We start from the raw sequence: 26,459 nt of genomic DNA on the forward strand, positions 1-26,459 counted from the left end.
TCACACCGGCCGCGTCAGGCGACGCGGAGACCATGTGGGTCATTCTCCCAGCCCCGCACGGCCGTCGTCGCCCCGACGCCCCGCTGGGCGGATACTGTCAGGCGAGACGAGGAAAGGGGGCCGGGTGCCCGCGATCCCACCACGACGCCCGTCGTCCGCCGAACCCGGTTCCGGACCGACTCGGCCGACCGCGCCGACGCCACGACCGTCGGCGGAGTGCGCCGTCTACATCGACGGGGTGCGCGCCCACGACCACGTCGCACTCCGCGAGGCGGTCGGCCTGGTACGCGACACCGGTCGCGGCTTCGTCTGGATCAGTCTCGACGACCCGGATCCCGAGCAGATGGAGGCGCTCTCCCGGGAGCTGGAGTTGCACGAACTCATCACCGAGGACGCGACCAGCGGACAGCAACGGCCCAAGTTGGAGGCCTACGACGACGCTCTCGTACTCAGCATGTCGACGGTGCGCTACCTGGCTCACGAGACCGTCACACAGGTCAGCGACATCGTGTCCACGGGCGAGGTGCTGGTGGTCCTCGGCCGGGACTTCGTGGTGACCGTCCGACACGGGGACCGGACGGTCACCGTGGACATCCGCAGCGAGCTGGGGCACTCGCCCGGGAGGTTCGCGCTCGGGCCGGCGGCGGTCATGCACGCGGTGGCGGACCGGGTGGTCGACGGCTACACCGAGGCCGCCGAGGGATTGGCCGCGGACATCGACGAACTGGAGTCGGCGCTCTTCACGCCTCACATCCCGGTGGACATCGAGCAGATCTACGTCCTCAAGCGGGAACTACTCGAACTCAAACACGTCATCGGGCCACTGACCACGCCCCTGCGCCGCCTCTCCGTCGACCACCTCGACCTGATCCCCGGCGAGATCCGTCACTACTTCCGCGACGTCCAGGACCATCACGCGCAGGCGGCGGCGGAGGTGACGACCCTGGACGAGCAGAGCACCTCGCTCGTCAGCGCGGCGGCGGCGATCGTCGGGGTCCAACAGAACACCGATATGCGCAAGATCTCCGCGTGGGTCGCCATCGCGGCCGTACCGACGATGATCGCGGGCGTCTACGGCATGAACTTCCGTCACATGCCCGAGCTCGACACGCGATACGGCTACTTCGTGGTGCTGGGGGTCATGGTCGCGATGTGTTCCGGGCTCTTCCTGCTGTTCCGTCGAAACGGCTGGCTGTGATCAGCGGGTCAAGCCGGGATTGACCGCCGACCGGCCGGGATCGGTGACGTCGATACCGGCCTCCCGCCATGCCTCCTCGAGTTCGGCCGCACCCTTCATCCGTACCCACGCCGCCTCCGTGTGGGTGACCGGAACCGCCCGGAACACCGTGACCGGCGCTGCGTCGCCGGGCAGCGGGACGTCCGGCACGTCGGGGGCGCGCAGGACGACCCCGGTGAAGGCCGCACCCGGCCAGAGCGGCTCGCCGAGGTCGATCAGCGCACCCTCGGACAACACCAGTCCCTCGACGGCGGGCGCAGCAGCGAGCACCGCCAGCGCACGGACGAGGCCGTCCACGCCGCCGCGCAGCACCAGACTGAGTTCCGCACGCGGGGCGGTGGGGTCGGGGACCAGCGCGGCGGGGTCGCCCATCGGCTCGGCGGAACACCCCAGGGAGACATAGCGCACCACGCCTGTTTCGATGTCCACGAACCGGAGGATCCTGATGGGTGACGCGCCGAGGAACGTCACCGACGCCTCCTGCGGATCCGGTCCGTAGTGCTCGATCAGGTGGGCCCGCACCGTGGAGAGGACGTCCGGGGAACCCGCCGGACCGCCGGGCAGCACTACTTGAGTCCGAGCCGGGCGAGCTCGTCACGCACCCGTTCGGCGTTGGCGGGTTCGCACAGCACGTCGTACCGTCCCGCGACGAGCTGAGAGGTGGAGGCGAAGTCACGCTTGCCCCGGGTGGCCGCGTAGGACAACGAGGCCGAGACGATGCCGAAGACCGACCCTCCCACCAGGCCCGTGAGGACGACACCCCACATCGGTTGGGTGAAGATCCCCAGCAGCAGACCGATGAACAACCCCAGCCAGGCACCGGTGGCCAGTCCGCCGAGCAGGACCTTGGGCCAGGTGAGTCGGCCGGTCACCCGCTCCACCTGCATGAGGTCGACCCCCACGATGGTGACCTCGTGGACGGGGAACTCCTCGTCGGCGAGATGGTCGACCGCAGCCTGTGCCTGCGCGTAGGTCGGGTACGACCCCACCACCCAGCCGGTCGGCGGCGTGGGCAACCCGGGGGTCTGCCCGGTCCGGGTCCGTCCGCCCGCGGGGTTCACGGGTGAGCTCATGGGGTCCGTCCTTCCGGGTCCGTTCCTGCGCCTGTCCGGTCCGATACGGCCATCCCGGCCGCGCGGCCCCGCGCGGAGACGACCAATGCCATCTTACGGCTGGCCTCGTCGAGCATCTCGTCGCCGAACATCACCGCACCGCGGGCCCCGCCCTCCACGGACGTCGACCGCGCGTAGGCCGCGAGGATGGCTTCCGCCTTGTCGAACTCGTCCTGGCGGGGGCTGAACACCTCGTTGCCCGCATCGACCTGTGCCGGGTGCAGGACCCACTTGCCGTCGAATCCGAGTGCCGCGGTGCGGCCGGCCGCACGACGGAACCCCTCGGTGTCACGGACCTTGAGGAACGGCCCGTCGATCGCCTGGAGTCCGTGGGCCCGGGCGGCGACGAGGATGGTCATGAGTACGTGGTGGTAGGCGTCGCCCGGGGCATAGCCCTCCGGCTGCTCGCCCACGGTCAGGGTGCGCATCCCGATGGAGGCCATGAAATCGGCCGGGCCGAACACGAGCGTGAGCACGCGCTGGCTCGCCGTCGCGATCTGGTCGATGTTGGTCAGCCCCATGGCGTCCTCGATCTGGGGCTCGATCCCGATGTGGCCAACCGGTAGACCGGCCGCCTTCTCGACCTGGGTCAGCACCAGGTCCAGGGCCACGACCTCCGCCGCGGACCGCACCTTGGGTAGCAGGAGGGCGTCGACACGGCCGCCGGCCCTCCCGACGACCTCGGTGACGTCACGCACCGTGTACTCGGTGTCCCACGCGTTGACGCGGACCACCACCGTCGGCGCCAGGAAGTCACCGCCGGTCAGCGCGGCCACGACGTTCTGACGGGCCTCCTCCTTGGCGGGTCCGGCCACCGCGTCCTCGAGGTCGAGGAAGACCTCGTCCACCGGAAGGGCCCTGGCCTTCTCGATCATCTTGACGCTGCTGCCGGGCACGGCGAGGACCGTCCGCCTGGGACGGGCGCGGAGTCCGGAGATCGCGGCGGCGGCATCCTCTGACGGTGCGGGTGTCGCGTGGGGGGCTGCGGTCATCGTGGGTGGCACTCCCTTACGTCCGGTATGGCGGGCGGGCGCCGCCCGCCGGTGACTAGCCTGGTCGTCATGGCGAACCTCAACAAGGCCTTCGTCGCCAGGCTAGCCGGACTGCCGGTGATCGGCCCTGACGGGGACGACATCGGACGGATCCGGGATGTCGTGGTGACGATGCGGTCCCGGCACAAGCCCCCCCGGGTCATCGGTCTGGTGGTCGAACTGCCCACGCGGCGCAGGATCTTCGTCCCGATGCTCAGGGTCGCCTCGATCGACCCCCGTTCGGTCTCCCTGGTCTCGGGCACCATCAATCTGCACCGGTTCCAGTCCCGCCCCGGGGAGAACCTGGTGCTGGGGGCACTGGTGGACTCCGTGATCGGCGTCGAGCGGGACCAGGTCGGTTCCGACCAGTCGGGCGGCGCCCAGAAGAGCCGCGACCAGAAGGACGCGCGCTTCCAGGTGGTCGACGTGGAGATCGAGCGCCAGCGCTCACGGGACTGGCTCGTGTCCCGGATCGCGGTACGGGCCCGTCGCGGGCGCGCCTCCCTCGGCCGCCGCGGGGAGGTGTCGATCCACCCCTGGAGCCGGATCCGGGGCCTCGACGACGACGCCATCGGCACGCCCGAGCACAGCGCCGAGAGCCTCGTGGAGCGGTACGCCGACCTCCGCCCGGCCGACGTCGCCCACGCGCTGCGCAATCTTCCCGAGGTCCGCCGCCTCGAGGTCGCCCGGACCCTGGACGACGAACGACTCGCCGACATCCTCCAGGAGTTGCCCCACGACGAGCAGACCGAGATCGTCACGCGACTCGAACTGGAGCGGGCCGCGGACGTGCTCGAGGCGATGGATCCCGACGACGTGGCCGACCTGCTCGGCGAATTGCCGGAGAAGGACGCGGAGTCGTTCCTGGAACGCATGAACCCCGAGGACTCGGCTCCGGTCCGGCGCCTGCTCTCGTTCGACGCGGACACCGCGGGTGGGCTCATGACCCCCGAGCCGATCATCCTGTCGCCGCAGACGACGGTCGCCGAGGCCCTGGCCCACTGCCGCAATCCCGATCTCAGCCCGGCTCTGGCGAGCCTCGTCTTTGTCGTGCGACCCCCCACGGCGACACCGACGGGAAAGTACCTCGGGTGTGTGCACATCCAGGCGCTGCTGAGGGAGTTGCCGTCGACGATGGTGGCCGAGACCGTGGACACCAGCCTGTCCACGCTGCGGCCCTCGGACTCGGTGGATTCCGTGACCAGGTTCTTCGCCACCTACAACCTGGTGTGCGGTCCGGTCGTCGACGACGAGGGGCACCTGCTCGGGGCGGTGGCGGTCGATGACCTGTTGGACCACGTCCTGCCCGACGACTGGCGGGATCTGGACCTGCACGACGACAGGGAGACGACCGGATGAGCGAACCCACCACCCGGTCATCACTCTCGATGCCGATGACCTCGCGCCGACCGCGGATCAGCTTCGACTCCGATGCGGTCGGGCGCTACAGCGAGGCCGTCGCACGGTTCTTCGGTACGGGCACCTACCTGCTCATCCAGACGATCATCGTGATCGTCTGGATCATCATCAACGTCGCGGTGGTCGCCCTACGCTTCGACCCCTACCCCTTCATCCTGCTCAACCTCGCGTTCTCCACCCAGGCCGCGTACGCCGCCCCGCTCATCCTGCTCGCGCAGAACCGCCAGGAGGACCGCGACAAGGAGTCCGTCAGGGAGGACCGCCTCCGCGCCACGCAGACCAAGGCGGACACGGAGTTCCTCGCCCGCGAACTGGCGTCGGTCCGGCTGTCCGTGGGCGAGACGGTCACCCGCGACTACCTGCGTCGCGAACTCGATGACCTCCGTGACTCCGTCGAACGGATCGAGACCCTCCTCGCCGCATTCGACCCGGATTCGAGTAACGCCGATCACAGTAAAACCGATTCAGATGGGAAGGGTCGGGGGTAGCCTCGGCCGGGACGGAACGTCGTGGGGGCGCAGCACGGCCGCTGCGCAGACCGGGAAGTCGTAGGGGGAAGTCTTGCGCCATTTCGCGCACAAAGCCGATCGCCGGGTTCTGACCAGTGCCGCCGTCACCGCGAGCGCGATCGCCGTGCTCTCGGCCGTCGGACTGAGCGTGGACACCAGCCGTCCCGCTCCACCGGAGATCACCCCGCTGGCGGAATCCTCGCCCAGTACGCCGACGGTCACCGAGGCTCCTCCCACCTCCCTCACCACCGGGCCGTCCCCGGAGAAGGAGTCCCCCGCACCGGAGGATCCCGGCGCCGCCCACATCGAGCCGGCGTCCGTCCCGGACGGTCCACTGGGCATCCCCGGGATCGCCCTCGACGCCTTCCACCGGGCAACCGACCGTCTCAACACGGAGAAGCCCACCTGTGAGATGGACTGGACGCTCCTGGCCGGGATCGGACAGGTCGAGTCCAACCAGGGCCGTGGTCGGTTCGATGTCCACGGCAACACCATCGGGCGGATTCTCGGCCCCCGCCTCGACGGGAGTCTCCCGGGTACCGCCGTCATCACCGACACGGACGGTGGCCGCTTCGACGGCGACCGGGAATTCGACCGCGCGGTCGGTCCGGTGCAGTTCATCCCGTCGACCTGGGCCGGTCTCGGCCGCGACGGGAATGACGACGGGGTGGCCGATCCGAACAACATCTACGACGGTGCGTTGGCGGCCGCCACCCTCCTGTGCGGGCAGGGTGGGTCGATGGCGGACCCCGCGGCCCGCACCAGGGCGGTCCTCGCGTACAACAACTCCCTGGCCTACGTCGCCAACGTGAACGCCTGGGCTCACGGTTACGCGGTCAACGCGTTCCCGCTGCCGTCGGACCTGCCGGAGATCCACCAGCCCGAACCCACCATCGAACCCCCGACGCCACCCGAGCGGTGCCCGGACGGATGGGAGGGCGAGCCCACCGCGGCACCGGAGTCCGTCGCGCCGGGCGAGCCCGAGGCCCCGGTCCCCGGGTGCTCGGAGGTCCGACGCCCACCCGCCCCACCCGCCCCACCGACACCCAGCGCGTCACCGACGCCCGCGCCCGAAGTGCAGGCGACCTCTCCGGCTGCGTCCCCGGCACCCGCCCCGATGGGCCTGCCCGTGATCCAGTTGCCGTGTATCCCTCCGTTCTGCGTGCCGCCGCCCCCTGCCTGAATCGTCACCGGGTGCCGCTACGCCTAGACTCGGGACATCATGAGTGCACCCAGCGAAGAACTGATCCGCGCCGCACTGGCGAAGGTCGATGACCCCGAGATCCGCAAGCCGCTCACGGAGCTCGGCATGGTCAAGGGCGTCGAGGTGGACCCCGCCACCGGCCGGGTCGACATCGGCATCTATCTGACCGTCGCCACCTGCCCGATGCGGGACACCATCACCGACCGCGTCCGCTCAGCCGTGTCCGACGTGGCAGGCGTGGGTGAGGTCACCGTCGAGCTCGACGTGATGAGCGACGAGCAGCGTACCGAGCTCCGCAAGCATCTGCGCGGGGACGCCGCGGAGCCCGTCATCCCGTTCGCGCAGCCCGGCAACCTGACCCGTGTCTACGCGGTCGCCTCGGGCAAGGGCGGGGTGGGCAAGTCCACCGCGACGGTCAACCTCGCCACCGCGCTGGCGTCACGTGGGCTGTCCGTGGGCGTCCTGGACGCCGACATCTACGGACACTCCATCCCGCGGATGCTGGGCACCGATGCACGTCCGACGCAGGTCGAACAGATGATCCTGCCGCCGGTCGCGCACGAGGTGAAGGTCATCTCGATCGCACAGTTCACCAAGGGCAACACCCCGGTGGTGTGGCGCGGGCCGATGCTGCACCGGGCCCTCCAGCAGTTCCTCGCCGACGTGTACTGGGGCGACCTCGACGTCCTGCTCATGGACCTGCCCCCGGGCACCGGCGACGTGGCGATCTCGATCGCCCAGCTCATCCCGTCCGCCGAGATCCTCGTGGTCACCACGCCCCAGCAGGCCGCCGCGGAGGTGGCCGAGCGGGCCGGATCGATCGCGCTGCAGACCCGTCAGCGCATCGCCGGCGTCATCGAGAACATGTCGTGGCTCGAACTTCCGGACGGCACGCGGATGGACGTGTTCGGCTCGGGGGGCGGCGCGGAGGTGGCGGCGAACCTGTCCCGTTCCGTCGGTGCACCCGTCGCGCTGCTGGGGCAGATCCCGCTGGAGCAGGCCGTTCGCGAACACGGGGACGAGGGCACCCCGATCGTGCTCGCGGAGCCGGATTCCCCGTCCGGTCGCGCGTATCGCGAGATCGCGGACGGCCTGGCCGTGCGCCCCCGGGGCCTGGCCGGCATGAACCTCGGGATCGACACCACCCGTCACCTCTGACGGGGGCGGCCGGGGCTCGACCTCCGGCCGTTCCCACCGGCGCCTCCGCCGATCCGGCCAGCCGCCGGTGCCAGCCTGGACACGGCCTCGCCGTGGGTCGACCTAGGTGGCGTCGCTGTCCCACACGGGACCGGAGGAGGGCGTCGACGAGGTGGGGTCGTGGAACGGCTCGACGCCGCCCGGGAGCGGGGCGGTCGTCCGGCGACGGTCGGCGGACGGCGTCCCCGAGGCGGCCACCGACCCGCCGGCGGCGCCCGCGGCGCCCCCCGCCGGGGCCGCGGCCCCGAAGTCCCCGGAGAACAGGGAATCGTCCCCGTCGAGCAGGTGCTTGGTGACCATCGCGCGAGGGCTCAGTCCCCGCAGGTCGTTGAGCTGCTTGAGGGGCTCGCGGAACTCGTCGAACTCCGTGCCGTAGTCGTCCCTGAGCTGCTGCTGGGCACTGCTGGCGAACTCACGGACCTTGCGGATCGCCGACGCCAGCCACCGGGCGGCCTCGGGTAGGCGCTCGGGTCCCAGCACGACCAGCGCCACGACCCCGAGCACCAGGAGCTCGGACCACCCCACGTTTGTGAACATCGCTGCAAGGATACGTTGCCGGGCTCACCGCCGGGAGTCCGATCCGGTCGGGGCCACCCCCCGGGTCAGCCCAGCACCGGACGCACGGTGAGTTCGACCCGCGTGCCGGCACGGATGACCTCGACCGGGACGTCGACGTCCGCACCGGCACGACGAACGGCCACCACGAGCTCGTCCGAGGACCGCACCCTCCGGTCACCGACCCGGGTCACGACATCGCCCTCGCGGACGCCGCCCTCCTCGGCCGGCGACCCCTCGCGCACGTTGACGATCTCCGCGCCCTCCACCGCCCCGTTGTCGGCCTTGCGGGCGTTGACGCCGATGGTGGCATGCCGGACCGAGCCCTCGGTCATCAGTGACGTCGCGATGTCGCGGACGTCGTTGACGGGGATGGCGAATCCGAGACCGATGGAGCCACCGGACTGGGTGAATATGGATGTGTTGATGCCGATCACCGCACCGGTTCCGTCGATCAGCGGTCCGCCGGAGTTGCCGGGGTTGATGGCGGCATCGGTCTGGATCGCGTCGATCACCACGTCCCCGTCGGAGGTGGACTCGCCGAGTGCGATCGGCCGCCTGGTCGCCGAGACGATGCCCTCGGTGACCGTTCGCGCGAGCCCGAGCGGCGAGCCGATTGCGATGACCTGCTCCCCCACCTCGACGTCGTCCGAGTCCCCCAGGGTCGCCACGGTGAGGTTCTGGACGTCCTCCACCTTGAGGACGGCGAGGTCGGTGGCGGGGTCCCGTCCGACCATCTCCGCCGAGACCCTCGAGCCGTCGGGGAAGATGACGTCGATGTCCGCGCGGTCGGCGGCCCCGTCCATCGTGACGACGTGGTTGTTCGTGACGATGTAGCCCTGCGGGTCGATGACGATCCCCGACCCCTCACCCCGGGCCGACGGGGTGGACACCTGGATGTTGACGACCGCCGGTTGGACCCGCTGGGCGATCTCGCCGACCGGGTTGTCGCCGTCCAGCACGTTCTCCGGGGCATCGGCGATCCGGACGGTGGAGGTGGTGAGGACCCGCGCGGAGTCGGCCACGACGGCGCCGATGGCACCGCCGGTCAGGGCGACGACGGCGACGGCCGCGACGACCCCGGCCAGGGCCTGTCTGCTCAGCCGACGATCGAACAGGGCCTCGGTCAGCGACAGCCTGGGAGGCGGGGCCTCGTCCGCGCCGGACAGGTCGACGGGCTCGGGATCCGGCGCGGCGCGGACCGCGGGCGCACCGTAGCCGACCGCGGCGTGGGGGTCACGCCACGGATCCGGAGGGGGCGGCTGAGGCGCGTCCGGGTCGTCCTGCCAGGTCGGATGGCGCTCGATGCCCCGTGCAGCGCCCGGGGCGGGAGCAAAGGCCTGTGCCAGCACGGGGTCCGCGACCCGGTCGAGGGATTGCCCGTCGTCACCGGGGCCGGCGGTACGGGACCGATCGAACCCTCCCGTGACCCCGTCGGGTCGGGAGAACAGGGCGACGTCGTTCTCGTCCACGACCGGCCGCCGGATCGGAGCGGGCTCGCGCAGGGGACGGTCGGGGTCGCCCTCGCGCGCCGCGTGCCCGGGCACGCCTGTCTCGTCCTCCACCCGGCCCACCCTAGTGGCCGCGGTGCCACAACCGGCGCAGCAGCCTCACCCAGCCCTGCCCGGGGTGGGAATCCGCCAGCGGACCGGGTTCGGTCCCGGGCGAGGGCCGGGGCGAGTCCTCGAGGGACCGGAGCCGCTCGACCAGCTCCCGGGGCATCCGGATGGGGCCGGAGCTGCGCAGGGCACGGCGTGCCTCGCGCTGGTCCTCCACTTCCCGACGACAGTGCCCGCACCGTGCGAGGTGGGCGTCCGCGCGCGCCTGCCCGGCGTTCGGGAGCCGACCGTCGACGTAGGCCGCGGCGGCTTCGGTAGACAGGTGGTCGGTGGACAGGAAGCTCTCCCTGGGACGTGGTGGTCCGGTCCTGTCGACCACTTCCCGCGCCGAGTCGTGGGACAACGTGAACTCCGGGCCGGGTACGGGTCCGCGTCCGTGGAGGTGTCTGTCCACGCCCCTCCCCTTCTCCGGTCATCACGCGGGCTCGTCTCGAACCCCGTCACGGTGTCAACGTCCGACGCACCCACGAGGTTCCCACCCCTGCGGCCGGTCGCCGGGCGCCCCGCGTCCGGCACCGGTCGCCCGAGGGGTCAGTCGATGCGCTGATGCGCGCCGGTCACCCCGGCGGCCTCGAGCTCGGCCCGCAACGCGGCGCGGCCCCGGTGGATCCGGCTCCGGACGGTGCCCATCTTGACACCCAGGATCCGGCCGACCTCCTCGTAACTGAGGTCTTCGATATCGCTGAGCACGACGGCCGCGCGGAACTCCGGGGACAGGTTGGCGAGCGCGGTCTGCAGGACGGGGTCGAACGTCTCCTCCGACAGCACCTGCTCCGGACTGCGTTCGCGGCCGGGCACCCGCTCGGCGTCCTCGGGGAGGGCCTCGAAGCGGATGCGCCCGCGCCGACGCGCGGAGTCGAGGAAGAGGTTGGTGACGATGCGGTGCATCCAGCCCTCGAAGGTTCCCGGCTTGTAGCGGTCCAGGGAGCGGAACACCCTGATGAACGCCTCCTGCGTGATGTCCTCGGCGTCGTGGGCGTTCCCGCAGAGACGGTAGGCCAGGCGGTAGACGCGATCGCCGTGCTGCGCGACGAGCTGCGACCAGGACGGCATGTCCGCAGCGTCGCCGGTGGCGTCGAAACGCGCGGTCCCGACCGACTCGTCGCGGTTGTCCGGAGCGGTCGCCGTACCGTGCACGGTTCGTGAGTACATACGCTGCCGCCGCCTTCCGGCACGGGCCGGAGCCCGCGCGGTGGTGAGCCGCACCCTCGTGGCGCGACCTTCCCCACCTTCCCCCATCGGCCTGTCCTCACGGTATACGCGTACTGAGATACCCCTGAGAGTCTGATACCGATCAGATCACCGCGCGTTGGTCACCGTTCGCTCGCCGGACGGCGATACGCTGCTCAGGTGTCCGATTCCTCTGACGTCCCCGCCACCGATCGCCCCGGGCTCGACGGGGTGGCGCAGCGTAGCGCCGCCCTCGTCGACGACTCCCTGTACGCCTCCGCACGGGCCGAGGCCGACGAGCTGGGCGCCGCCTCGCCGGATGCCCTGACCGCGGATGCCATCCGCCTGGTCGCCCGGCTGACCGGCGCGCGCGCCGCCGTGTGCATCACCCCCGCGCCCGGGGTCCCCGCGCTGGCCATCCTCGCGGCGGCCGGGCCCGGTTCCGGAGCCGTGGTCACCTGCATCACCGACGATCCGCATCATCTCGACGCGGCGCGGTCGGCCGTCCGCGGCGCCGGGCATCCCGCCTCGTCGGCGCGCTACATCGCCGCCCGGCCGCTCGAGGTGGCGGACAAACTCGCCGACGGCGCCTACGACCTCGTGGTCGCGGACGTGCCCGCGCACTCGGTGCCGCGCGTGATCTCGCGATCCCACCAACTGCTGCGGGTCGGCGGCGCACTGGTCCTCATCGGTGAGCACGCCCCGCTGCCGGAGGCCGCGGATCTCCCGGAGAGCGCGCACGTCACGGTGCTGCCGGTGGGGGCCGGACTGACCGTGGTCACCCTCTGACCGGTCCGCGGTCGGGGATCACCCCGGCAGCGAGGTGGAGGTGTTCTTCGCGACGCTCACCACACCGCCCGCACTCACCGGGAACCGGCTGAGGTCGCGTTCGCGATCCACCCCGATCAGGTCGCCGTCGCCGATGTGGCAGTTCTTGTCGACGATCGCCCTGCGGACCACGGCTCCGCGTCCGATGCGTACGCCCGGCATGAGGACGCTGCCCTCGACGACCGCACCGTCCTCGACGATGACGTTGTTCGACAGCACCGAATTGCGGACGGTGGCGGCGGAGACGATCGTCCCCGAGCCGACCATCGACTCCTGCGACATGCCGCCGTTGACGAACTTCGCCGGCGGCAGGTTGTCCTGCTGGGTCCGGATGGGCCACAGGGAGTTGTAGAGGTTGAACACAGGGTGCACGGACACCAGGTCCATGTGGGCGTCGTAGAACGCGTCGATGGTGCCCACGTCACGCCAGTAACCGGCATCGCGCTCGGTCTCCCCCGGCACGTTGTTCAGGGCGAAGTCGTACACGTAGGCACGTTCCTGCTCCACGAGTGCCGGGATGATGTCGCCGCCCATGTCGTGGGTGGAGTCGGGCTTCTCCGCGTCCGCCTTGAGTGCCTCGATGAGCGCCTCGGTCGTGAAGATGTAGTTGCCCATGGAGGCGAAGGTCGCGTCCGGATCGTCCGGCGTCCCCGGGGGGTCCGAGGGCTTCTCGACCCAACCACGGATGAGGTCGTCATCCCCCGCGTCGATGCACCCGAACGCGAACGCCTCGCTACGCGGCACCCGGATCCCGGCGACGGTCACGGCGGCACCGGTGGAGATGTGGTGCTCCAACATCTGCCTGGGGTCCATCCGGTACACGTGGTCGGCACCGAACACGACGATGTGGTCCGGCTTCTCGTCGTAGACCAGGTTGAGCGACTGCAGGATGGCGTCGGCCGACCCGGTGTACCAGCGGGGCCCGAGTCGTTGCTGGGCGGGCACCGGCGCGACGTACTCGCCGCCCATCCCCCGCATGTGCCAGACCTGCGCGATGTGTCGGTCGAGCGAGTGGGACTTGTACTGGGTGAGGACGCAGATCTGCATGAACCCCGCGTTGACGAGGTTGCTCAGGACGAAGTCGATGAGGCGGTAGGACCCCCCGAACGGCACCGCGGGTTTCGCGCGATCCGCCGTGAGCGGGAAGAGTCGCTTGCCCTCGCCACCGGCGAGGACGATTGCTAGGACGTGCGGCTGATTCCTCACGCCCCCACCGTATCGACTCCGCCCTCATCGGGGCCGGCCATCGTGGGGTTTGCCCCCGCCCAGTACCGAACCGTGACCCCGCGTACGGGCGGTGTTGGCCGGGCACGCCTCGGACGGGGGCCCGAGGGACTACCTTGGCCGGTGTGCGAGTAGCGATGATGACGAGGGAGTACCCGCCGGAGGTCTACGGCGGGGCAGGCGTGCACGTGACCGAACTGGTGGCGAATCTGCGGCCACTGTGCGAGGTGGACGTGCTGTGCATGGGGGCGGACCGGGACACCGCCCGCGCCTTCCGGCCGGATCCCGAGTTGGGTGCGGACGCCAACCCCGCGATCAAGACCCTCTCGGCCGGGCTGCGGATGAGCGTCGCGGCCGAGGGCGCGGACCTCGTCCACTCCCACACCTGGTACACGGGCCTCGCCGGGCACCTCGCGGGGCAGCTCTACGGCATCCCGCACGTCGTGTCCGCTCACTCACTGGAGCCCAGCCGGCCGTGGAAGGCCGAGCAGCTCGGCGGCGGGTACCGCGTCTCGTCGTGGTCGGAACGCAACGCCTTCGCGGGCGCCGACGCGGTGGTGGCGGTGAGCGCCCGGATGAAGGACGAGATCCTGCGCGTCTACCCGGAGGTCGAACCGGACCGGATCCACGTCATCCTCAACGGCATCGACACCTCCGTGTGGTCACCCGTCGAGACCTTCACCGGCGAGGAGTCCGTCCTGCGCAGGCACGGCGTCGACCCCGACCGCCCGATCGTGGCGTTCGTCGGCCGGATCACCCGTCAGAAGGGGGTGCCGCACCTCGTGCGTGCCGCGCGCGACTTCCACCCGGACGCGCAGCTGGTGCTCTGCGCGGGCGCGCCGGACACCCCCGAGATCGCCGCCGAGATGGAGGGACTGGTCGCCGACCTGCAGTCCACCCGCGACGGGGTGTTCTGGCTGCGCGACATGCTTCCCCGCGAAGAGGTCATCGAGATCCTCTCCGCGGCGACGGTCTTCGCCTGCCCGTCGGTCTACGAGCCGCTGGGGATCGTCAACCTGGAGGCCATGGCGTGCGACACCGCCGTCGTGGCGTCTGATGTCGGTGGGATCCCGGAGGTCGTGGTCGACGGCGAGACGGGCACCCTCGTGCACTACGACGAATCCGCGACCGGGGAGTTCGAAGCCGACCTCGCCGCCGCGGTCAACGAGCTGGTGGCGGATCCGGACAAGGCCGCCCGGATGGGTCGGGCGGGCAAGGAGCGGGCCGGGACCCGGTTCTCGTGGCAGGCGATCGCGGAGCAGACCCACCGGATGTACGCCTCACTGCTGTAGCGATCCCCCGGCGGGTCGCAGACGGTAGGTCCGCACCTCGACGTGCAGCCGGACGGGCCGGTCCTGCGTCCCGAGACGGTCCACCAGTCGCGCCCGGTCCAGGTGCACACCGCTCGGCCCCATGAGCGCCAGGTCGACCGCCACGGGCGCGGGGACCTCCGTGTCCACGTCGACGGTGTGCACCACACCTGGCTCGAAGGCACCGGACAGGTCGGCATCCAGACGCTCGCCCTTGTCGGCCGCCGGTGCGAGCATGCCCCCGGCGGAGCGCAGGGGCTCGAGGTGCCCCGGCCCCGGGACGGCGACGACCAACGTCCCTCCCGGCCTGAGGACCCGGGCGAACTCCGCGGTGTTGCGGGGGGCGAACACCAGCTGCAGCAGATCGACGCAGTCGTCCACGACGGGGAGCCCGTCCCACGTGTCCGACACCAGGGCCGCCACGTCGTCGTGGACCCGGGCGAGCCGCCGCGCCGCCGCGGTCGAGATCTCCGTGCCGATCCCGAGCACCCCCGATCCGGGCCCGGTCCCGGCCACGGCGTCCACGACCGCGGCGAGGTAGAAACCGGTGCCGGCTCCGGCCTCGAGCACCACCGGACCGATGGGAGCGGTGGGAAGGTCGTGGGCCGCGCGCGCGACGGCCCCGCGCCCGAGTCCGTGCCGGGCGACGTCGCCGAGGGTCGCGGCGAGGGGGTCGAACAGCCCCGATCCGAGGACACGGTCGCGCGCCGCCACCTGGTCCGGACCGTCGCCGGGAAACCGGCGACCGCGGGGACCGAAGAGACTGAGGTGGCCCTGCCGGGCCCGGTCGAACGAGTGCCCGTCATCGCACACCATCGCGCGGTCGGCGGCGCGCATGGCCTGGCCACAGGCCGGGCACCGCAACAGCGGGACGGCCCGGTCGAGTGCCAGCGGGCCGCCCGGCACGGACCCCGTCGGTCCTCCGGTCACCGGCGTGGCCGGTCCGCGAGGTCGCGGAGCAGCGCCACCAGCGTGCGGGTCGCGAACCCGGTGGCCACGGGGCCGACCTCGTCGATCTCCTCGGGCGAGCGCGCCGGTCCGGCGATGTCGAGGTGCGCCCAGGGCCGCCCGTCGACGAAGCCCTCGAGGAACAGCGCGGCGGTGATCGCCCCCGGGCCCTTGGGCGCCTGGCGCCGGTCGGCGACGTCGGACCGGACCGCCGACCGCAGGTCGTCGGGGAGCGGCAGCCGCCACCAGCGCTCCCCCGCCACGGCTCCCGCCGCGGCGACACGGTCGGCCAGGTCGTCGTCGTTCGCCATCACCGCACCTGTGCGCATCCCCAGCGCCACCTTCATCGCCCCGGTGAGGGTGGCCACGTCCACCACGACCTCCGGATCGCATTCCGCGACGCCGTGGGCGAGCGCGTCCGCGAGGACCATCCGTCCCTCCGCGTCGGTGTTGGTGACCTCCGAGGTGGTGCCACCCACGTGGGTGACGACGTCACCCGGCCGGTAGGCGGAACCGGACAGCATGTTCTCGGCCGACGGCACCACCACGGTCAGATCGAGTTCCGCGTACCGGGGCGAGGCGTCAGCGCAGAACGCCGCGGCCGCCGCCACGACCGCCGCCGACCCCGCCATGTCCGTACGCATGAGATGCATCCCGTCGGCGGGCTTGACCGAGATCCCCCCGGTGTCGAAGGTGACGCCCTTGCCCACCAGCAGCACCCGCGGGCCGGAACCGGGTCGGCGGGCCACGAGGACGTGCGGTTCGGCCGCGGAGCCCCCGCCCACCGCGAGCACGCCACCGAACTCGCCGGAGACGAGCCCGTCCCCCTCGATGACCTCGGTGCGCATCCCCGCCGCGCCCAGTGCCTCGGCCATCCGGGCCACCAGCCACCCCGGCGTCTTCAGATCCGAGGGGGCCCCGGCGAGATCGCGGGCCATCGCGGTGGCCCGGGCGGCCTCCTCGGCCGCTGCCACCGCACGGGAGACGATCCCCTTGTCGTCGTCGTCGTTGTCGTTGCCGTCTCCCGACCCGGGTGCGACCTCCACGACAAGGTCGGGGACGACCGGAGCGGGGTCCGCGGCGAAGACATCCTGGCCCCGCGCGCCCACCAGGTACCCCAGGACCAGGTCACCCACCCGGGCGGCCGGCACCGCACCGGGCACGGCGACGGTCGCCGGACCGCTCGCCCGCGTGTCGCGCAGGTGCCGGGCCACCGCGGCACCCGCCCGCCGGTAGCCCAGTCCGTGGTCCACCGCCCCCGCCCATCCGGAACGCGGGGCGGAATCCTCCAGTTCGACCTCGATCACCGGCCGCCCGTCGAGCACACGGACCCGCGCCTCGACGGCGAGCCCACGCGGCGTGCGCCCGGGCTCGGGGGCCCGGGTGCGAACGGGTAGGGCGCCATCGGGTGCGGGACCGGAGATGACACGGACCGAGGGCAGGGGACGACCGGGGACGGCGGACATCGGGGAGGACCTTCCGGGATATGAGTCGGCGCACCCGCCACGAGGGTCGGATGCGCCGGCATCGGTGGGGCGAAGAGATCAGGAGATGGCCTGCGACAGCTCCTCGCTGAGCGACCTCGCCTCGTCGGGGGTCAGCTCGACGACCAGGCGTCCGCCACCCTCCAGAGGGACGCGCATGACGATCCCACGGCCTTCCTTGGCCGCCTCCATCGGTCCGTCACCGGTCCTGGGCTTCATAGCCGCCATCGAGTCGTTTCCCTTCGTCCTTGTCCGTGGGGCGGCGCTCTGTACGGGCGCACGTCCCCGCGATCGGTACTACTGAGTGGATGGTCTCGATTCTAGCGCGTCCGGCCGCGTCCGGACGGCGTAGCGGGACGACCGTCCATCCCCGTCCGCGAGGCGCCCTCCCCGGTGCCGTCACCCGGGGCGGGATCCTCTCCCGACAGCGAGCGCAACCGGTCGATCTCGGCTGCGGCCTGCTCGAGCGCCCAGTCGACCTCGGCCATGGTGTATCCGCGGGCGGACATGCCGAAACGCACCGCGCGCAGGTCCCCGCCGGACAGCGGGCCCTCCGGGAGACTGGTGACCGTGTGACCCCGGGCCACGGGGGGCAGCACCTCGGAACGGCCGAACACGACGAGTGACAGGGCGAACAGTCCCGCCGCCACGATCAGGGTGACGACCACGTAGACGACGATGGTGAGCATGCCTGCGCTCCCCTCCTGTAGTGACGACCTGCGGGACAAGTCTGGCACACGGGTCGCCCACCACGGGGCCGCGGCTCAGGCCAGGCCGCGCACGGTCCGAGCAGGTCGGCGGGTCCCCACGATGGACGCCACCATCTTGAGGGCGCGCATGGTCCCCGGGACGTCGTGGGTGCGGAACACCCGCGCACCCAGGTAGGCGGCGACCGACGTCGCGGCGAGGGTGCCCTCCGCGCGGTCGTCCACGCCGGTGTCCAGCGTCTCGCCGATGAAGTCCTTGTTGCTCAGGGCCATGAGGACGGGGTGCCCGAGCGCGACGATCTCGTCCATCCGGCGCAGCAGTTCGAGTCCGTGGAAGGTGTTCTTGCCGAAATCGTGGGTGGGGTCGACGAGGATGCCGTCCGCCGGGACGCCCGCCGCGAGGGCCCGGTCCGCGGCGGCGGTGAGTTCCCCGACGACGTCGCGGACGACGTCGGCGTACCCCACGCGGAACGGCCGCGTCCGCGGCACCGCGCCGCCCGTGTGGGAACACACGAACCCGGCGCTCGCCTCACCGGCGGCGGAGAGGACGCCGGGGTCGTGGCCCGCCCAGGTGTCGTTGACCAGATCCGCTCCGGCCGCCAACGCGCGGCGGGCGACCCCGCCGCGCCAGGTGTCAACCGAGATGAGGACGTGCGGGTGGCGGTCGCGGACCGCCTCCACGAACGGCACCACCCTGCGGGTCTCCTCCTCCGCGTCGACGAGGTCGCCCGGCCCGGCCTTGACGCCACCGATGTCGAGGATGTCCGCCCCGGCGGCCACCACCTCGTCCACCCGGTGCATCGCGGCGGCGTCGGTGAACGTGGCCCCGCGGTCGTAGAAGGAGTCCGGTGTGCGGTTGACGATCGCCATCACCAGTGGCCGGTCGACCGGGACCGGGCGGCCGCACAGCGTGGGCGCCGGCGCGGCACCCGCACCGGCACCGGCACCGGCACCGGCACCGGCACCGGCACCGGCAGGGTTCACCGTCGTCCTCCGCAGGCGTCGAGGGCGGCATCGAGGTCGTCGCACACCACCAGGCTGGCGAGCGCCTCGGGCTTGACCAGTCCCTGCTCCGCGAGACCGCCCACCCAGTCGAGCAGCGGCCGGTAGAAACCGATGGGGTCGTAGAGCACCACCGGCTTGTGGTGGAAGCCCAGGGAGGCGGACGTCCACATCTCGAACATCTCCTCCATGGTCCCGATCCCGCCGGGCAGGGTGAGGAACGCGTCGGAGCGCACCTCCATCTCCCGCTTGCGTTCACGCATGGTGGTGACGACGACGAGGTCGTCGGCCGCGGTGTCGGCGACCTCCCGCACCCGCAGGCCCTCGGGGATCACACCGACGGTGCGGGCGCCTCCCGCGCGCGCCGCCTCGGCGAGTGCACCCATCATCGAGACGTTGCCGCCCCCCGACACGAGCGACCACCCGCGCCGGGCGATGGCATCGCCCACCTCGGTGGCGATGGCCAGCAAGTCCGGGTCATAGGTGGACGAGGCGCAGTACACGCAGACCCGCCGACCGGGGACCGGGGCCGTCACCGCTCCACCCCGCGGTGCTCCTCGCCGTACAGGTCTTCCCGCTCCTCCGAGGACAACGCGGCCCGGTGGTGCGCCTCGCGGATGTACTCCACCGCCTCCGTCACGGAGTCGGTCAGCAGGAACAGATCCGGATCGGACGCCGAGATCATCCCCTGCTCGGCCAACGTGCCGCGGATCCAGTTCGTCAACGGGGCCCAGAACTCCACGCCGAGAAGGACGATCGGGAACCGGGTGATCTTGTCCGTCTGCACGAGCGTGATGGCCTCGAAGAACTCGTCGAGGGTGCCGAAGCCGCCCGGCGTACAGACGAAGGCCTGCGTGTACTTGACGAACATCGTCTTGCGGATGAAGAAGTAGCGGAAGTGCAGCCCCAGGTCGACCCACCGGTTCAGCCCCTGCTCCTGCGGCAGCTCGATGCCGAGGCCGACAGACTGGCCGTCGGCCTCCCACGCACCCTTGTTGGCGGCCTCCATCTGCCCGGGACCGCCCCCGGTGACCACCGCGTATCCGGCCTCCACGAGCGCCCGGCCGAGCTCGACGGCCTGCTCGTACGCGGGATCCCCGGGCCGGGTGCGCGCCGATCCGAACACGCTCACCGCGTCCGACAGCTCCGCCAGGGCACCGAAGCCGTTGACGAACTCGCTCTGGATGCGCAGCACCCGCCACGGGTCGGTGTGCAGCCAGTCGGTGTCCTGGTTCTTGTCCAGTAGTCGTTGATCGGTGGTGGTGTGCTCGCCACCCTTCTCACGACGGACGAGAACGGGGCCTCGCATGTGGACGGGGTCATTGGGGGCCATGGGCCGGGGGTCTCCTTCTGAGCAGTGGTGATGGGGCTGTGCAGTGGTGATGGGCCGAGCCTCCGGAACCGGGGACGCAGTCGGTCCGTCTCAGCCCCGCGTGGTGAGGTAGGTGCGCAGGACTTGGGCGACCTCGGTGATCTGTGCCGCCGGGCAGTGCTCGTCGCGCTTGTGCGCCATCCCGGGGTCACCGGGCCCGAGATTGACCGCGGGGATACCGAGGGCGGCGAAACGGGACACATCGGTCCACCCGTACTTGGCACGGACCCTCCCTCCGGCCGCACGGACGAGATCCGCCGCGGCCGGGGCAGCGAGGCCGGGCAGCGCCCCCGGTGAGAGGTCCGTGAGCTCCCAGTACAGCCCGGGTTCGGCGGGCGGGCTCTCCCCTTCCGCCACCCGCGGGAGGTCGGTCAGTCCCAGGGCGTCGAGCGCGTGCGCGAGTGCGGCGTCGGTGTCGCGGTCCGGTGCCGAGCGGAAGTTCACGTCGAGCCACGCCTCGTCCGGGACGGTGTTGCCGGCGACCCCCGCCGCCATCCGTACCGCCTGCAGTCCCTCGCGGTAGACACACCCGTCGATGTCCACCGATCGGGCCTCGTAGGCGCCGAGAGCACTGAGAACCGGTGCGAGCCGGTGCACGGCGTTGTCGCCCAGCCAGCTCCGTGCCGAGTGCGCCCGCACACCGCGGGCGTGGACCCGGATCCGGAGGGTCCCCTGGCACCCGGCCTCGATGAGACCACCGGTCGGCTCGCCGAGGATCGCCACGTCACCCGTCAGCCAGTCGCGATGCGTGCGTTCGAGGACGCCCAGACCGTTGGCCGTGGCCTCGATCTCCTCGCAGTCGTAGAGCACCAGCGTGAGGTCGTGCGCCAGGTCCTCCGAGTCCGCCAGGGCCGCGAACAGGTGGAGGAAGACCGCGTCCCCGGACTTCATGTCCACGGTCCCGCATCCGTGCAGGACCAGGTCCTCCCCGTCGCCGGTGACCCGGCACGGGACGTTGTCGGCGAGGGGGACGGTGTCGAGGTGCCCGGCCAGGACGACCCTGGTCGGTAGCCCCCGGGTGGTCCGGGCGAGAACCCGGTTGCCGTCCCGGATCACCTCCGTCCGGCCCGCGGCCGGCCCGGTGAAGCCCGCGACGGTCGCCTCGAGGGCGTTCTGCACGGCGGCGGCGATCGCGTCCTCCTCGCGGGAGGGGCTGGGGATGTCCACCAGTGCGCGGGTGAGGTGGACCGGGTCTGCGGTCAGATCGAGGGCGGCTGTCACGGCCCCCACCCTAGTTGCCCGCGACCCGTGCTCGTCGGGGCCGACCGCTAGCATCGGGGCCATGAGTGCACATGGAGCCGTGGCCACCGGAATCGCCACCCTGACGTCCGACCACACCGTTCTCGACGTGTGGTACCCCGAGCCGGCGCTGGGTGCCGCGCCTTCCAGCGGCCACCGGGTCCTGTCCGGCGACGAGGTCCCCGCAGAATTGTCGCCGCTGACCGGCCCCGACGCCGACCGCGGGGTCGAGAGGGTGGCCGTGCGGGTCGAGATCGAGGACCTCACCGCGCCGCCGGCCGACGCGTACGACGCCTACCTGCGTCTCCACCTCATCAGCCATCGCCTCATCAAACCGCACTACGCGAACATGGACGGCCTGTTCGGCAAGCTGAGCAACGTCGTGTGGACCAACTTCGGACCGTGCGCCGTCCAGGGGTTCGAGTTGGTGCGTGCCAAGCTGCGCGCCCGCGGCCCGGTCACGGTGTACGGCGTGGACAAGTTCCCGCGCATGGTGGATTACGTGGTCCCGTCGGGCGTGCGCATCGCCGACGCCGACCGCGTCCGCCTGGGTGCCCACCTCGCCGAGGGCACCACGGTGATGCACGAGGGGTTCGTCAACTTCAACGCCGGCACGCTGGGCGCGTCGATGGTCGAGGGCCGCATCTCGGCGGGCGTCGTGGTCGGTACCGACTCCGATGTCGGCGGCGGCGCCTCGATCATGGGCACGCTCTCCGGAGGCGGCAAGGAGACCATCTCGATCGGTGAGCGTTGCCTGCTCGGTGCGAATTCGGGCGTGGGGATCTCCCTCGGCGACGACTGCGTGGTCGAGGCCGGACTGTACGTCACCGCCGGCACCAAGGTCGACGTCCGCGCGGGCGCGTGGGCCGAGCGGGAACCGGTCAAGGCCGGGCAGCTCTCGGGCATGGACAACCTGCTGTTCCGCCGCAACTCCCTGACCGGTGCCGTCGAGGCGGTGCCGTGGAAGCGCGAGGGCGTCGAGCTCAACGCCGACCTGCACGCCAACGACTGACCCCGACGCTCGCCGGCGGCGTCGACCTCCGACGACAAGGACGTTCCGCACACATCGCCCGAGAGGCGGGTGCGCGGAACGTCCTTTTCGATGGGGAGGCCGGGCGACGCGGGAGGCCGCGCGACCCGAGAGGCCGGGCGACGCGGGAGGCCTGGTCAGCCCAGTCTGCGCACGGCCTCGTCCACCGTGGCGTCGGTGGCGGTGAGCGCGATGCGGACGTGTCGGGCCCCGGCGGGTCCGTAGAACTCGCCCGGCGCGACCAGCACCCCGCGTTCGGCGAACCAGTCCACGGTGTCGCGGCACGGCTCCTCGCGGGTGGCCCACAGGTACAACCCGGCCTCGGAGTGGTCGATCCGGAAGCCGGCCGCCTCGACCGTCGGCAGCAGGCGTTCACGGCGGGCCCGGTACCGCTCGCGCTGTTCAGCCTCGTGGGCGTCGTCGCCCAACGCAGCCGTCATCGCCGACTGGACGGGCAGAGGCATCATCATCCCGGCATGCTTGCGCACCGCGAGCAGTTCGGCGATCAGGGCGGGGTCGCCCGCGACGAACCCGGCGCGGTACGACGCGAGGTTGGAGGTCTTGGACAGCGAGTGCAGTGCGAGGAGGCCGGTGTGGTCGCCGTCGGAGACGCGGGGATCCAGGATCGAGGGCGCCTCGCCCTCCCACACCAGACCGAGGTAGCACTCGTCGGAGGCGACGATCACGCCGCGATCGCGTGCCCAGACGACCACCTTGCGCAGGTGGTCCACCCCGAGCACCTTGCCGCTCGGGTTCGACGGCGAGTTGAGATACAGCAGGGTCGGCGAGGACGGGCCGAGCTGGGTGAGCGAATCGGCCCGGACCACGGTGGCGCCCGCCAGCAGTGCCCCGACCTCGTAGGTCGGGTAGGCGACCTCGGGCACGACGACCGTGTGGCCCGGCCCCAGCCCCAGCTGGGCCGGCAGGCCCGCGATGAGTTCCTTGGTCCCGATCGCCGGCAGGACGGCGTTGGGCGTCAGACCCGTGACGCCGTATCGGCGCTCGAGCGCGTCGACCGCGGCCCGCCGAAGGGCGGGGGTGCCGACGGTCGTGGGGTATCCGGGCCGGTCCGAATCGGCGGCGAGCGCCTCGCGGATCACCGGGGCGACCGGGTCCACGGGCGTGCCGACGGTGAGGTCCACCAGACCGTCCGGGTGGGCCGAGGCGCGCGAGCGCGCGCCTGACAGGGTGTCCCAGGGGAACACCGGGAGCGCGCGCCCGGGCGGTCGACGCTCCGGGCGCGACACCACCGGGGTCACTCCTGGTTCATGGGCGGGAGCGCCTTGACCATCGGGTGGTCGTAGTCGACCTTGCCGACCTTGGCCGCGCCACCCGGCGATCCGAGCTCGACGAAGAAGTCCGCGTTGGCGGCGTTGTACTCGGTCCACTCGTCCGGGACGTCGTCCTCGTAGAAGATGGCCTCCACGGGACAGACCGGCTCACACGCTCCACAGTCGACACACTCGTCGGGGTGGATGTACAACATCCGTCCACCCTCGTAGATGCAGTCGACAGGACACTCCTCGACGCAGGACTTGTCCATCACGTCGACGCACGGCTCTGCGATCGTGTAGGTCACGTCAGCCACCTTCCTCGTAGCGGTATGACCTGCATCGTATGTCACAGGCCACGCGGATGCGGAAGCCGCCCCGCGCGCGGGCGGACCTATGTGACGACGGTCACCCCGATGGGCCGGTGGGCGGGTCCGTAGACGGTGTCCCGACGGCGGACCGGGCGTCCGATCCCGGTGGCGATCTCCTCGATCTCCTCCGGGGACTTGGCGGAACCGTTCTCGGCGCCGGCCATCCGAGAGATGGTCTCCTCCATCAGGGTCCCGCCCAGGTCGTCCGCGCCGGACCGCAGCATGGTGCGCGTCCCCGCGACCCCGAGCTTGACCCAGCTCGTCTGAACGTGGTCGATCGCCCCGTGCAGCATGATCCGCGCCAGGGCGTGGACCGCGACGTTCTCCTCCCTGGTCGGTCCGGGCCGCGAGGCGCCGGCCAGGTACAGCGGCGCGCTGCGGTGCACGAAGGGCAGTGGGACGAACTCCGTGAAACCTCCGGTGCGCTCCTGGATGCCGCGCAGGGTCCGCAGGTGGGCCACCCAGTGGCGGGGGGTGTCGACGTGGCCGTACATCATCGTCGAACTCGACCGCAGCCCCACCTCGTGTGCGGTGGTGACGATGTCGATCCACTCGGCGGCCGGAAGTTTGCCCTTGGTCAGCACCCACCGGACCTCGTCGTCGAGGATCTCCGCCGCCGTGCCCGGGATGGTGTCCAGCCCGGCAGCGCGGAGCTCGGTGAGCCACTCCCGGACCCCCACGCCGGATCGGGAGGCGCCGTTGGAGATCTCCATGGGACTGAAGGCGTGGACGTGCATGGACGGCACCCGCGCCTTGACCGCGCGGACGAGGTCGGCGTACCCGGACACCGGCAGGTCGGGGTCGATACCGCCCTGCATGCACACCTCGGACGCGCCGGATACGTATGCCTCGTACGCGCGGTCGGCGACCTCGGCGGCGGACAACGAGAACGCGTCGGCGTCACCCTTGCGCTGGGCGAAGGCGCAGAAGCGGCAGCCGGTGTAACAGATGTTGGAGAAGTTGATGTTGCGGTTGACCACATAGGTCACCGTCTCCCCCACCACGTCCGCGCGGATCCGGTCTGCGAGCCCCGCCACGGCGGCCAGACCGTCCCCGGTGGCGGTTGCCAGGGCGAGGTACTGCTCGTCGGTGAGCCCGGCGGGGTCGTTCTCCGCCGCCCGGAGCGCCGCCACGACCTCGGAGTCCGCCCGCTCGGGGGTCAGCGCTGCCGCGCCCAGCTCCGCCGCGCGGGCCCGGATGACGTCCCAGTTGCCGAAGGCCTCGCCGATGTCCGACCGGGTGTCCGTATTGCGGCCCTCGGAGTCGATCGCCGTGTGCAGATCGGTCCGTCCGCTCGAGTCCCAGTCGTCGTCGGGCTCCTGCCACGGCCGTCCCTGCGGCTGCACCACCTCGTCGTCGTCCCCCACCACGGCGAGCCCGCTCGACGGGTCCGCCAGCGCACGGACGTGGCCCGCCACCCGTGGGTCGATCCACGCGTCGCCCGCACCGACGTACCGGGGGTGCGCGGTGAGTCGTTCGGTCAGCGTCCACCCGCGCGCGGCCAGGTCGGCGGTGAGCTCGTCGAGGTGCGGCCACGGCCGCTCGGGGTTGACGTGGTCCGGGGTGAGCGGCGAGATGCCACCCAGGTCGTCCACACCGGCGTCGATCAGGGCCAGCACGTCGTCGCGGTCGACGAGGTTGGGCGGGGCCTGCACCGCCACGCGCGGGTCGAGTACCAGGCGGGCGACGGCGATCGCGGCGAGGAACTCGTCGGTGTCCGCGTCGTCCACGGCCCGCATCGCGGTGTCCGGCTTGGCGCGGAAGTTCTGCACGATCACCTCCTGCAGGTGCCCGAACTCGCGCGCCAGCCCGGCCAGGGCCAGCAGGCTCTCCGCCCGCTCGGTGCGGTTCTCCCCGATCCCCACGAGGATCCCGGTGGTGAACGGCACGGCCAGACGCCCCGCGTCGGTGAGGGTGCGCAACCGGACCGCCGGGTCCTTGTCCGGGCTGCCGTGGTGGCACTGGCCCGGGGTGGTGAACAACCGGGTCGCGGTGGTCTCCAGCATCATGCCCATCGACGGGGCGACCGGCTTGAGGGTGGACAGTTCGGACCAACTCATCACGCCCGGGTTGAGGTGCGGCAGCAGCCCGGTCTCCTCGAGCACCCGGATGGCCATGGCGCGCACGTAGTCCAGCGTCGAGGAGAAGCCGCGGGACTCGAGCCACTCCCGGGCCTCGGGCCACCGGTCCTCCGGCCGGTCTCCGAGGGTGAACAGGGCCTCCTTGCACCCGGCCTGCGCACCGCGGCGGCACAGGTCGATGACCTCGTCGGGGTCGAGGAACATGCCCTCGCCCGCCGCGCGGAGCCTGCCCGGCACGGTGACGAACGTGCAGTAGTGGCAGCGGTCCCGGCACAGGCGGGTGAGCGGGACGAACACCTTGCGGGAGTACGTCACCACCCCGGGGCGCCCCTCGTCCACCAGCCGTGCGTCCCGGCGGGCCGCGGCGAGGGAGGTCAGCCGCGCCAGGTCCTCGCCCCGCGTGGCGAGCAGCACGGCGGCCTCGGTGACGTCCAGGGTGAGCCCGTCGGAGGCCCGGCGCAGGGCGCGCCGCATGGCCGACGCCGTGGGCTGGGGATCGGCGGGGGTCGGTACGTGATCCATGCCCGTGATGATGCCCC

27 protein-coding genes are annotated in these 26,459 nt (G+C 71.7%); 8 read left to right on the plus strand and 19 right to left on the minus strand.

Translation table 11 applies throughout. From position 1 onward, the window contains the following. Positions 1-124 precede the first annotated feature (124 nt). Positions 125-1,198, plus strand: coding sequence for a magnesium and cobalt transport protein CorA (locus L8M95_RS02910; protein ID WP_396119338.1), 1,074 nt, complete (start codon positions 125-127; stop codon positions 1,196-1,198). Here L8M95_RS02910 and L8M95_RS02915 read toward each other — a convergent pair whose 3' ends face one another. The 3 genes from L8M95_RS02915 to L8M95_RS02925 are packed head-to-tail and all read right to left on the minus strand — an operon-like array spanning position 1,199 to position 3,341. Continuing rightward, complete coding sequence (locus L8M95_RS02915; RefSeq protein WP_260487839.1) at positions 1,199-1,804, minus strand: suppressor of fused domain protein; 606 nt, start codon at positions 1,802-1,804, stop codon at positions 1,199-1,201. Continuing rightward, a complete protein-coding gene (locus L8M95_RS02920) occupies positions 1,804-2,310 on the minus strand; it encodes a general stress protein (RefSeq protein ID WP_260487840.1) in 507 nt (168 codons plus the stop codon). Before L8M95_RS02920 ends, L8M95_RS02915 begins: the two co-directional genes overlap by 1 nt. Beyond that, positions 2,307-3,341, minus strand: coding sequence for a CoA ester lyase (locus tag L8M95_RS02925; protein ID WP_260487841.1), 1,035 nt, complete (start codon positions 3,339-3,341; stop codon positions 2,307-2,309). Before L8M95_RS02925 ends, L8M95_RS02920 begins: the two co-directional genes overlap by 4 nt. Before the next feature lie 69 nt (positions 3,342-3,410). Here L8M95_RS02925 and L8M95_RS02930 point away from each other — a divergent pair, with 69 nt between their 5' ends. The 4 genes from L8M95_RS02930 (at position 3,411) to L8M95_RS02945 (ending at position 7,670) form a co-directional block, all read left to right on the plus strand. After that, on the plus strand, positions 3,411-4,739 hold the full coding sequence (locus L8M95_RS02930) for a magnesium transporter MgtE N-terminal domain-containing protein (protein WP_260487842.1): 1,329 nt from the start codon (positions 3,411-3,413) through the stop codon (positions 4,737-4,739). Further along, complete coding sequence (locus tag L8M95_RS02935) at positions 4,736-5,287, plus strand: DUF1003 domain-containing protein (RefSeq protein ID WP_260487843.1); 552 nt, start codon at positions 4,736-4,738, stop codon at positions 5,285-5,287. Before L8M95_RS02930 ends, L8M95_RS02935 begins: the two co-directional genes overlap by 4 nt. Before the next feature lie 73 nt (positions 5,288-5,360). Next, a complete protein-coding gene (locus tag L8M95_RS02940) occupies positions 5,361-6,491 on the plus strand; it encodes a lytic transglycosylase domain-containing protein (protein WP_260487844.1) in 1,131 nt (376 codons plus the stop codon). A gap of 39 nt (positions 6,492-6,530) precedes the next feature. Beyond that, the gene (locus L8M95_RS02945; RefSeq protein ID WP_260487845.1) at positions 6,531-7,670 is read left to right on the plus strand and encodes an Mrp/NBP35 family ATP-binding protein; all 1,140 of its coding nucleotides are present in this window, start codon (positions 6,531-6,533) and stop codon (positions 7,668-7,670) included. 102 nt (positions 7,671-7,772) lie between these two features. Here the strand turns inward: L8M95_RS02945 and tatB are convergent, their stop codons facing one another. The 4 genes from tatB to sigE form a co-directional block, all read right to left on the minus strand. Next, complete coding sequence (tatB, locus tag L8M95_RS02950; protein WP_260487846.1) at positions 7,773-8,246, minus strand: Sec-independent protein translocase protein TatB; 474 nt, start codon at positions 8,244-8,246, stop codon at positions 7,773-7,775. Between the two features lie 65 nt (positions 8,247-8,311). Next, on the minus strand, positions 8,312-9,829 hold the full coding sequence (locus L8M95_RS02955) for a S1C family serine protease (protein ID WP_260487847.1): 1,518 nt from the start codon (positions 9,827-9,829) through the stop codon (positions 8,312-8,314). A gap of 10 nt (positions 9,830-9,839) precedes the next feature. Then, a complete protein-coding gene (locus tag L8M95_RS02960; protein ID WP_260487848.1) occupies positions 9,840-10,277 on the minus strand; it encodes an anti-sigma factor in 438 nt (145 codons plus the stop codon). Between the two features lie 137 nt (positions 10,278-10,414). Beyond that, entirely contained in the window at positions 10,415-11,035 is a 621-nt protein-coding gene (gene sigE, locus L8M95_RS02965; RefSeq protein ID WP_260487849.1) for an RNA polymerase sigma factor SigE, read from the minus strand. 198 nt (positions 11,036-11,233) lie between these two features. Here sigE and L8M95_RS02970 point away from each other — a divergent pair, with 198 nt between their 5' ends. Further along, complete coding sequence (locus L8M95_RS02970; protein ID WP_260487850.1) at positions 11,234-11,842, plus strand: O-methyltransferase; 609 nt, start codon at positions 11,234-11,236, stop codon at positions 11,840-11,842. A gap of 18 nt (positions 11,843-11,860) precedes the next feature. Here the strand turns inward: L8M95_RS02970 and glgC are convergent, their stop codons facing one another. Then, entirely contained in the window at positions 11,861-13,087 is a 1,227-nt protein-coding gene (glgC, locus tag L8M95_RS02975) for a glucose-1-phosphate adenylyltransferase (protein WP_260487851.1), read from the minus strand. Between the two features lie 143 nt (positions 13,088-13,230). On the opposite strand from glgC, the gene glgA reads away from it, so the two are divergent. Then, the gene (gene glgA, locus L8M95_RS02980; protein WP_260487852.1) at positions 13,231-14,397 is read left to right on the plus strand and encodes a glycogen synthase; all 1,167 of its coding nucleotides are present in this window, start codon (positions 13,231-13,233) and stop codon (positions 14,395-14,397) included. Here the strand turns inward: glgA and L8M95_RS02985 are convergent. From L8M95_RS02985 to dapE, 8 genes are all read right to left on the minus strand, one after another. Then, complete coding sequence (locus L8M95_RS02985) at positions 14,386-15,345, minus strand: putative RNA methyltransferase (RefSeq protein WP_260487853.1); 960 nt, start codon at positions 15,343-15,345, stop codon at positions 14,386-14,388. The two genes, glgA and L8M95_RS02985, sit on opposite strands and share 12 nt — an antisense overlap. Then, complete coding sequence (locus tag L8M95_RS02990) at positions 15,342-16,829, minus strand: M17 family metallopeptidase (protein ID WP_260487854.1); 1,488 nt, start codon at positions 16,827-16,829, stop codon at positions 15,342-15,344. The genes L8M95_RS02985 and L8M95_RS02990 overlap by 4 nt, the downstream gene beginning before the upstream one ends. Before the next feature lie 78 nt (positions 16,830-16,907). Next, positions 16,908-17,075, minus strand: a complete 168-nt coding sequence (locus L8M95_RS02995; RefSeq protein WP_260487855.1) for a DUF3117 domain-containing protein — start codon at positions 17,073-17,075, stop codon at positions 16,908-16,910. A 92-nt stretch (positions 17,076-17,167) separates the two neighbouring features. Continuing rightward, positions 17,168-17,536, minus strand: a complete 369-nt coding sequence (locus tag L8M95_RS03000) for a DivIVA domain-containing protein (RefSeq protein ID WP_260487856.1) — start codon at positions 17,534-17,536, stop codon at positions 17,168-17,170. 75 nt (positions 17,537-17,611) lie between these two features. After that, a complete protein-coding gene (gene folP / locus L8M95_RS03005) occupies positions 17,612-18,424 on the minus strand; it encodes a dihydropteroate synthase (protein ID WP_260489136.1) in 813 nt (270 codons plus the stop codon). Positions 18,425-18,534: 110 nt separating this feature from the next. Then, positions 18,535-19,092, minus strand: coding sequence for a TIGR00730 family Rossman fold protein (locus L8M95_RS03010; RefSeq protein ID WP_260487857.1), 558 nt, complete (start codon positions 19,090-19,092; stop codon positions 18,535-18,537). Next, positions 19,089-19,889: a TIGR00730 family Rossman fold protein gene (locus tag L8M95_RS03015; RefSeq protein WP_260487858.1), complete on the minus strand. Its 801-nt coding sequence runs from the start codon at positions 19,887-19,889 to the stop codon at positions 19,089-19,091. Before L8M95_RS03015 ends, L8M95_RS03010 begins: the two co-directional genes overlap by 4 nt. 90 nt (positions 19,890-19,979) lie before the next feature. Further along, a complete protein-coding gene (gene dapE, locus L8M95_RS03020; RefSeq protein WP_396119347.1) occupies positions 19,980-21,149 on the minus strand; it encodes a succinyl-diaminopimelate desuccinylase in 1,170 nt (389 codons plus the stop codon). A 61-nt stretch (positions 21,150-21,210) separates the two neighbouring features. Between dapE and dapD the strand changes: the two genes are divergently transcribed. Further along, positions 21,211-22,179: a 2,3,4,5-tetrahydropyridine-2,6-dicarboxylate N-succinyltransferase gene (dapD, locus tag L8M95_RS03025; protein ID WP_260487860.1), complete on the plus strand. Its 969-nt coding sequence runs from the start codon at positions 21,211-21,213 to the stop codon at positions 22,177-22,179. Positions 22,180-22,334: 155 nt separating this feature from the next. On the opposite strand, the gene dapC is transcribed toward dapD, so the two are convergent. The 3 genes from dapC to L8M95_RS03040 form a co-directional block, all read right to left on the minus strand. Further along, entirely contained in the window at positions 22,335-23,447 is a 1,113-nt protein-coding gene (dapC, locus tag L8M95_RS03030; RefSeq protein ID WP_260487862.1) for a succinyldiaminopimelate transaminase, read from the minus strand. A 5-nt stretch (positions 23,448-23,452) separates the two neighbouring features. Then, positions 23,453-23,776, minus strand: coding sequence for a ferredoxin (fdxA, locus tag L8M95_RS03035; protein WP_067718452.1), 324 nt, complete (start codon positions 23,774-23,776; stop codon positions 23,453-23,455). A gap of 86 nt (positions 23,777-23,862) precedes the next feature. Next, positions 23,863-26,442 (minus strand): bifunctional FO biosynthesis protein CofGH, encoded by a 2,580-nt coding sequence (locus tag L8M95_RS03040; RefSeq protein ID WP_260487865.1) that lies wholly within the window; start codon positions 26,440-26,442, stop codon positions 23,863-23,865. Positions 26,443-26,459: the final 17 nt, after the last annotated feature.

Source organism: Dietzia sp. B32 (assembly GCF_024732245.1).
Taxonomy (GTDB): Bacteria; Actinomycetota; Actinomycetes; order Mycobacteriales; family Mycobacteriaceae; genus Dietzia.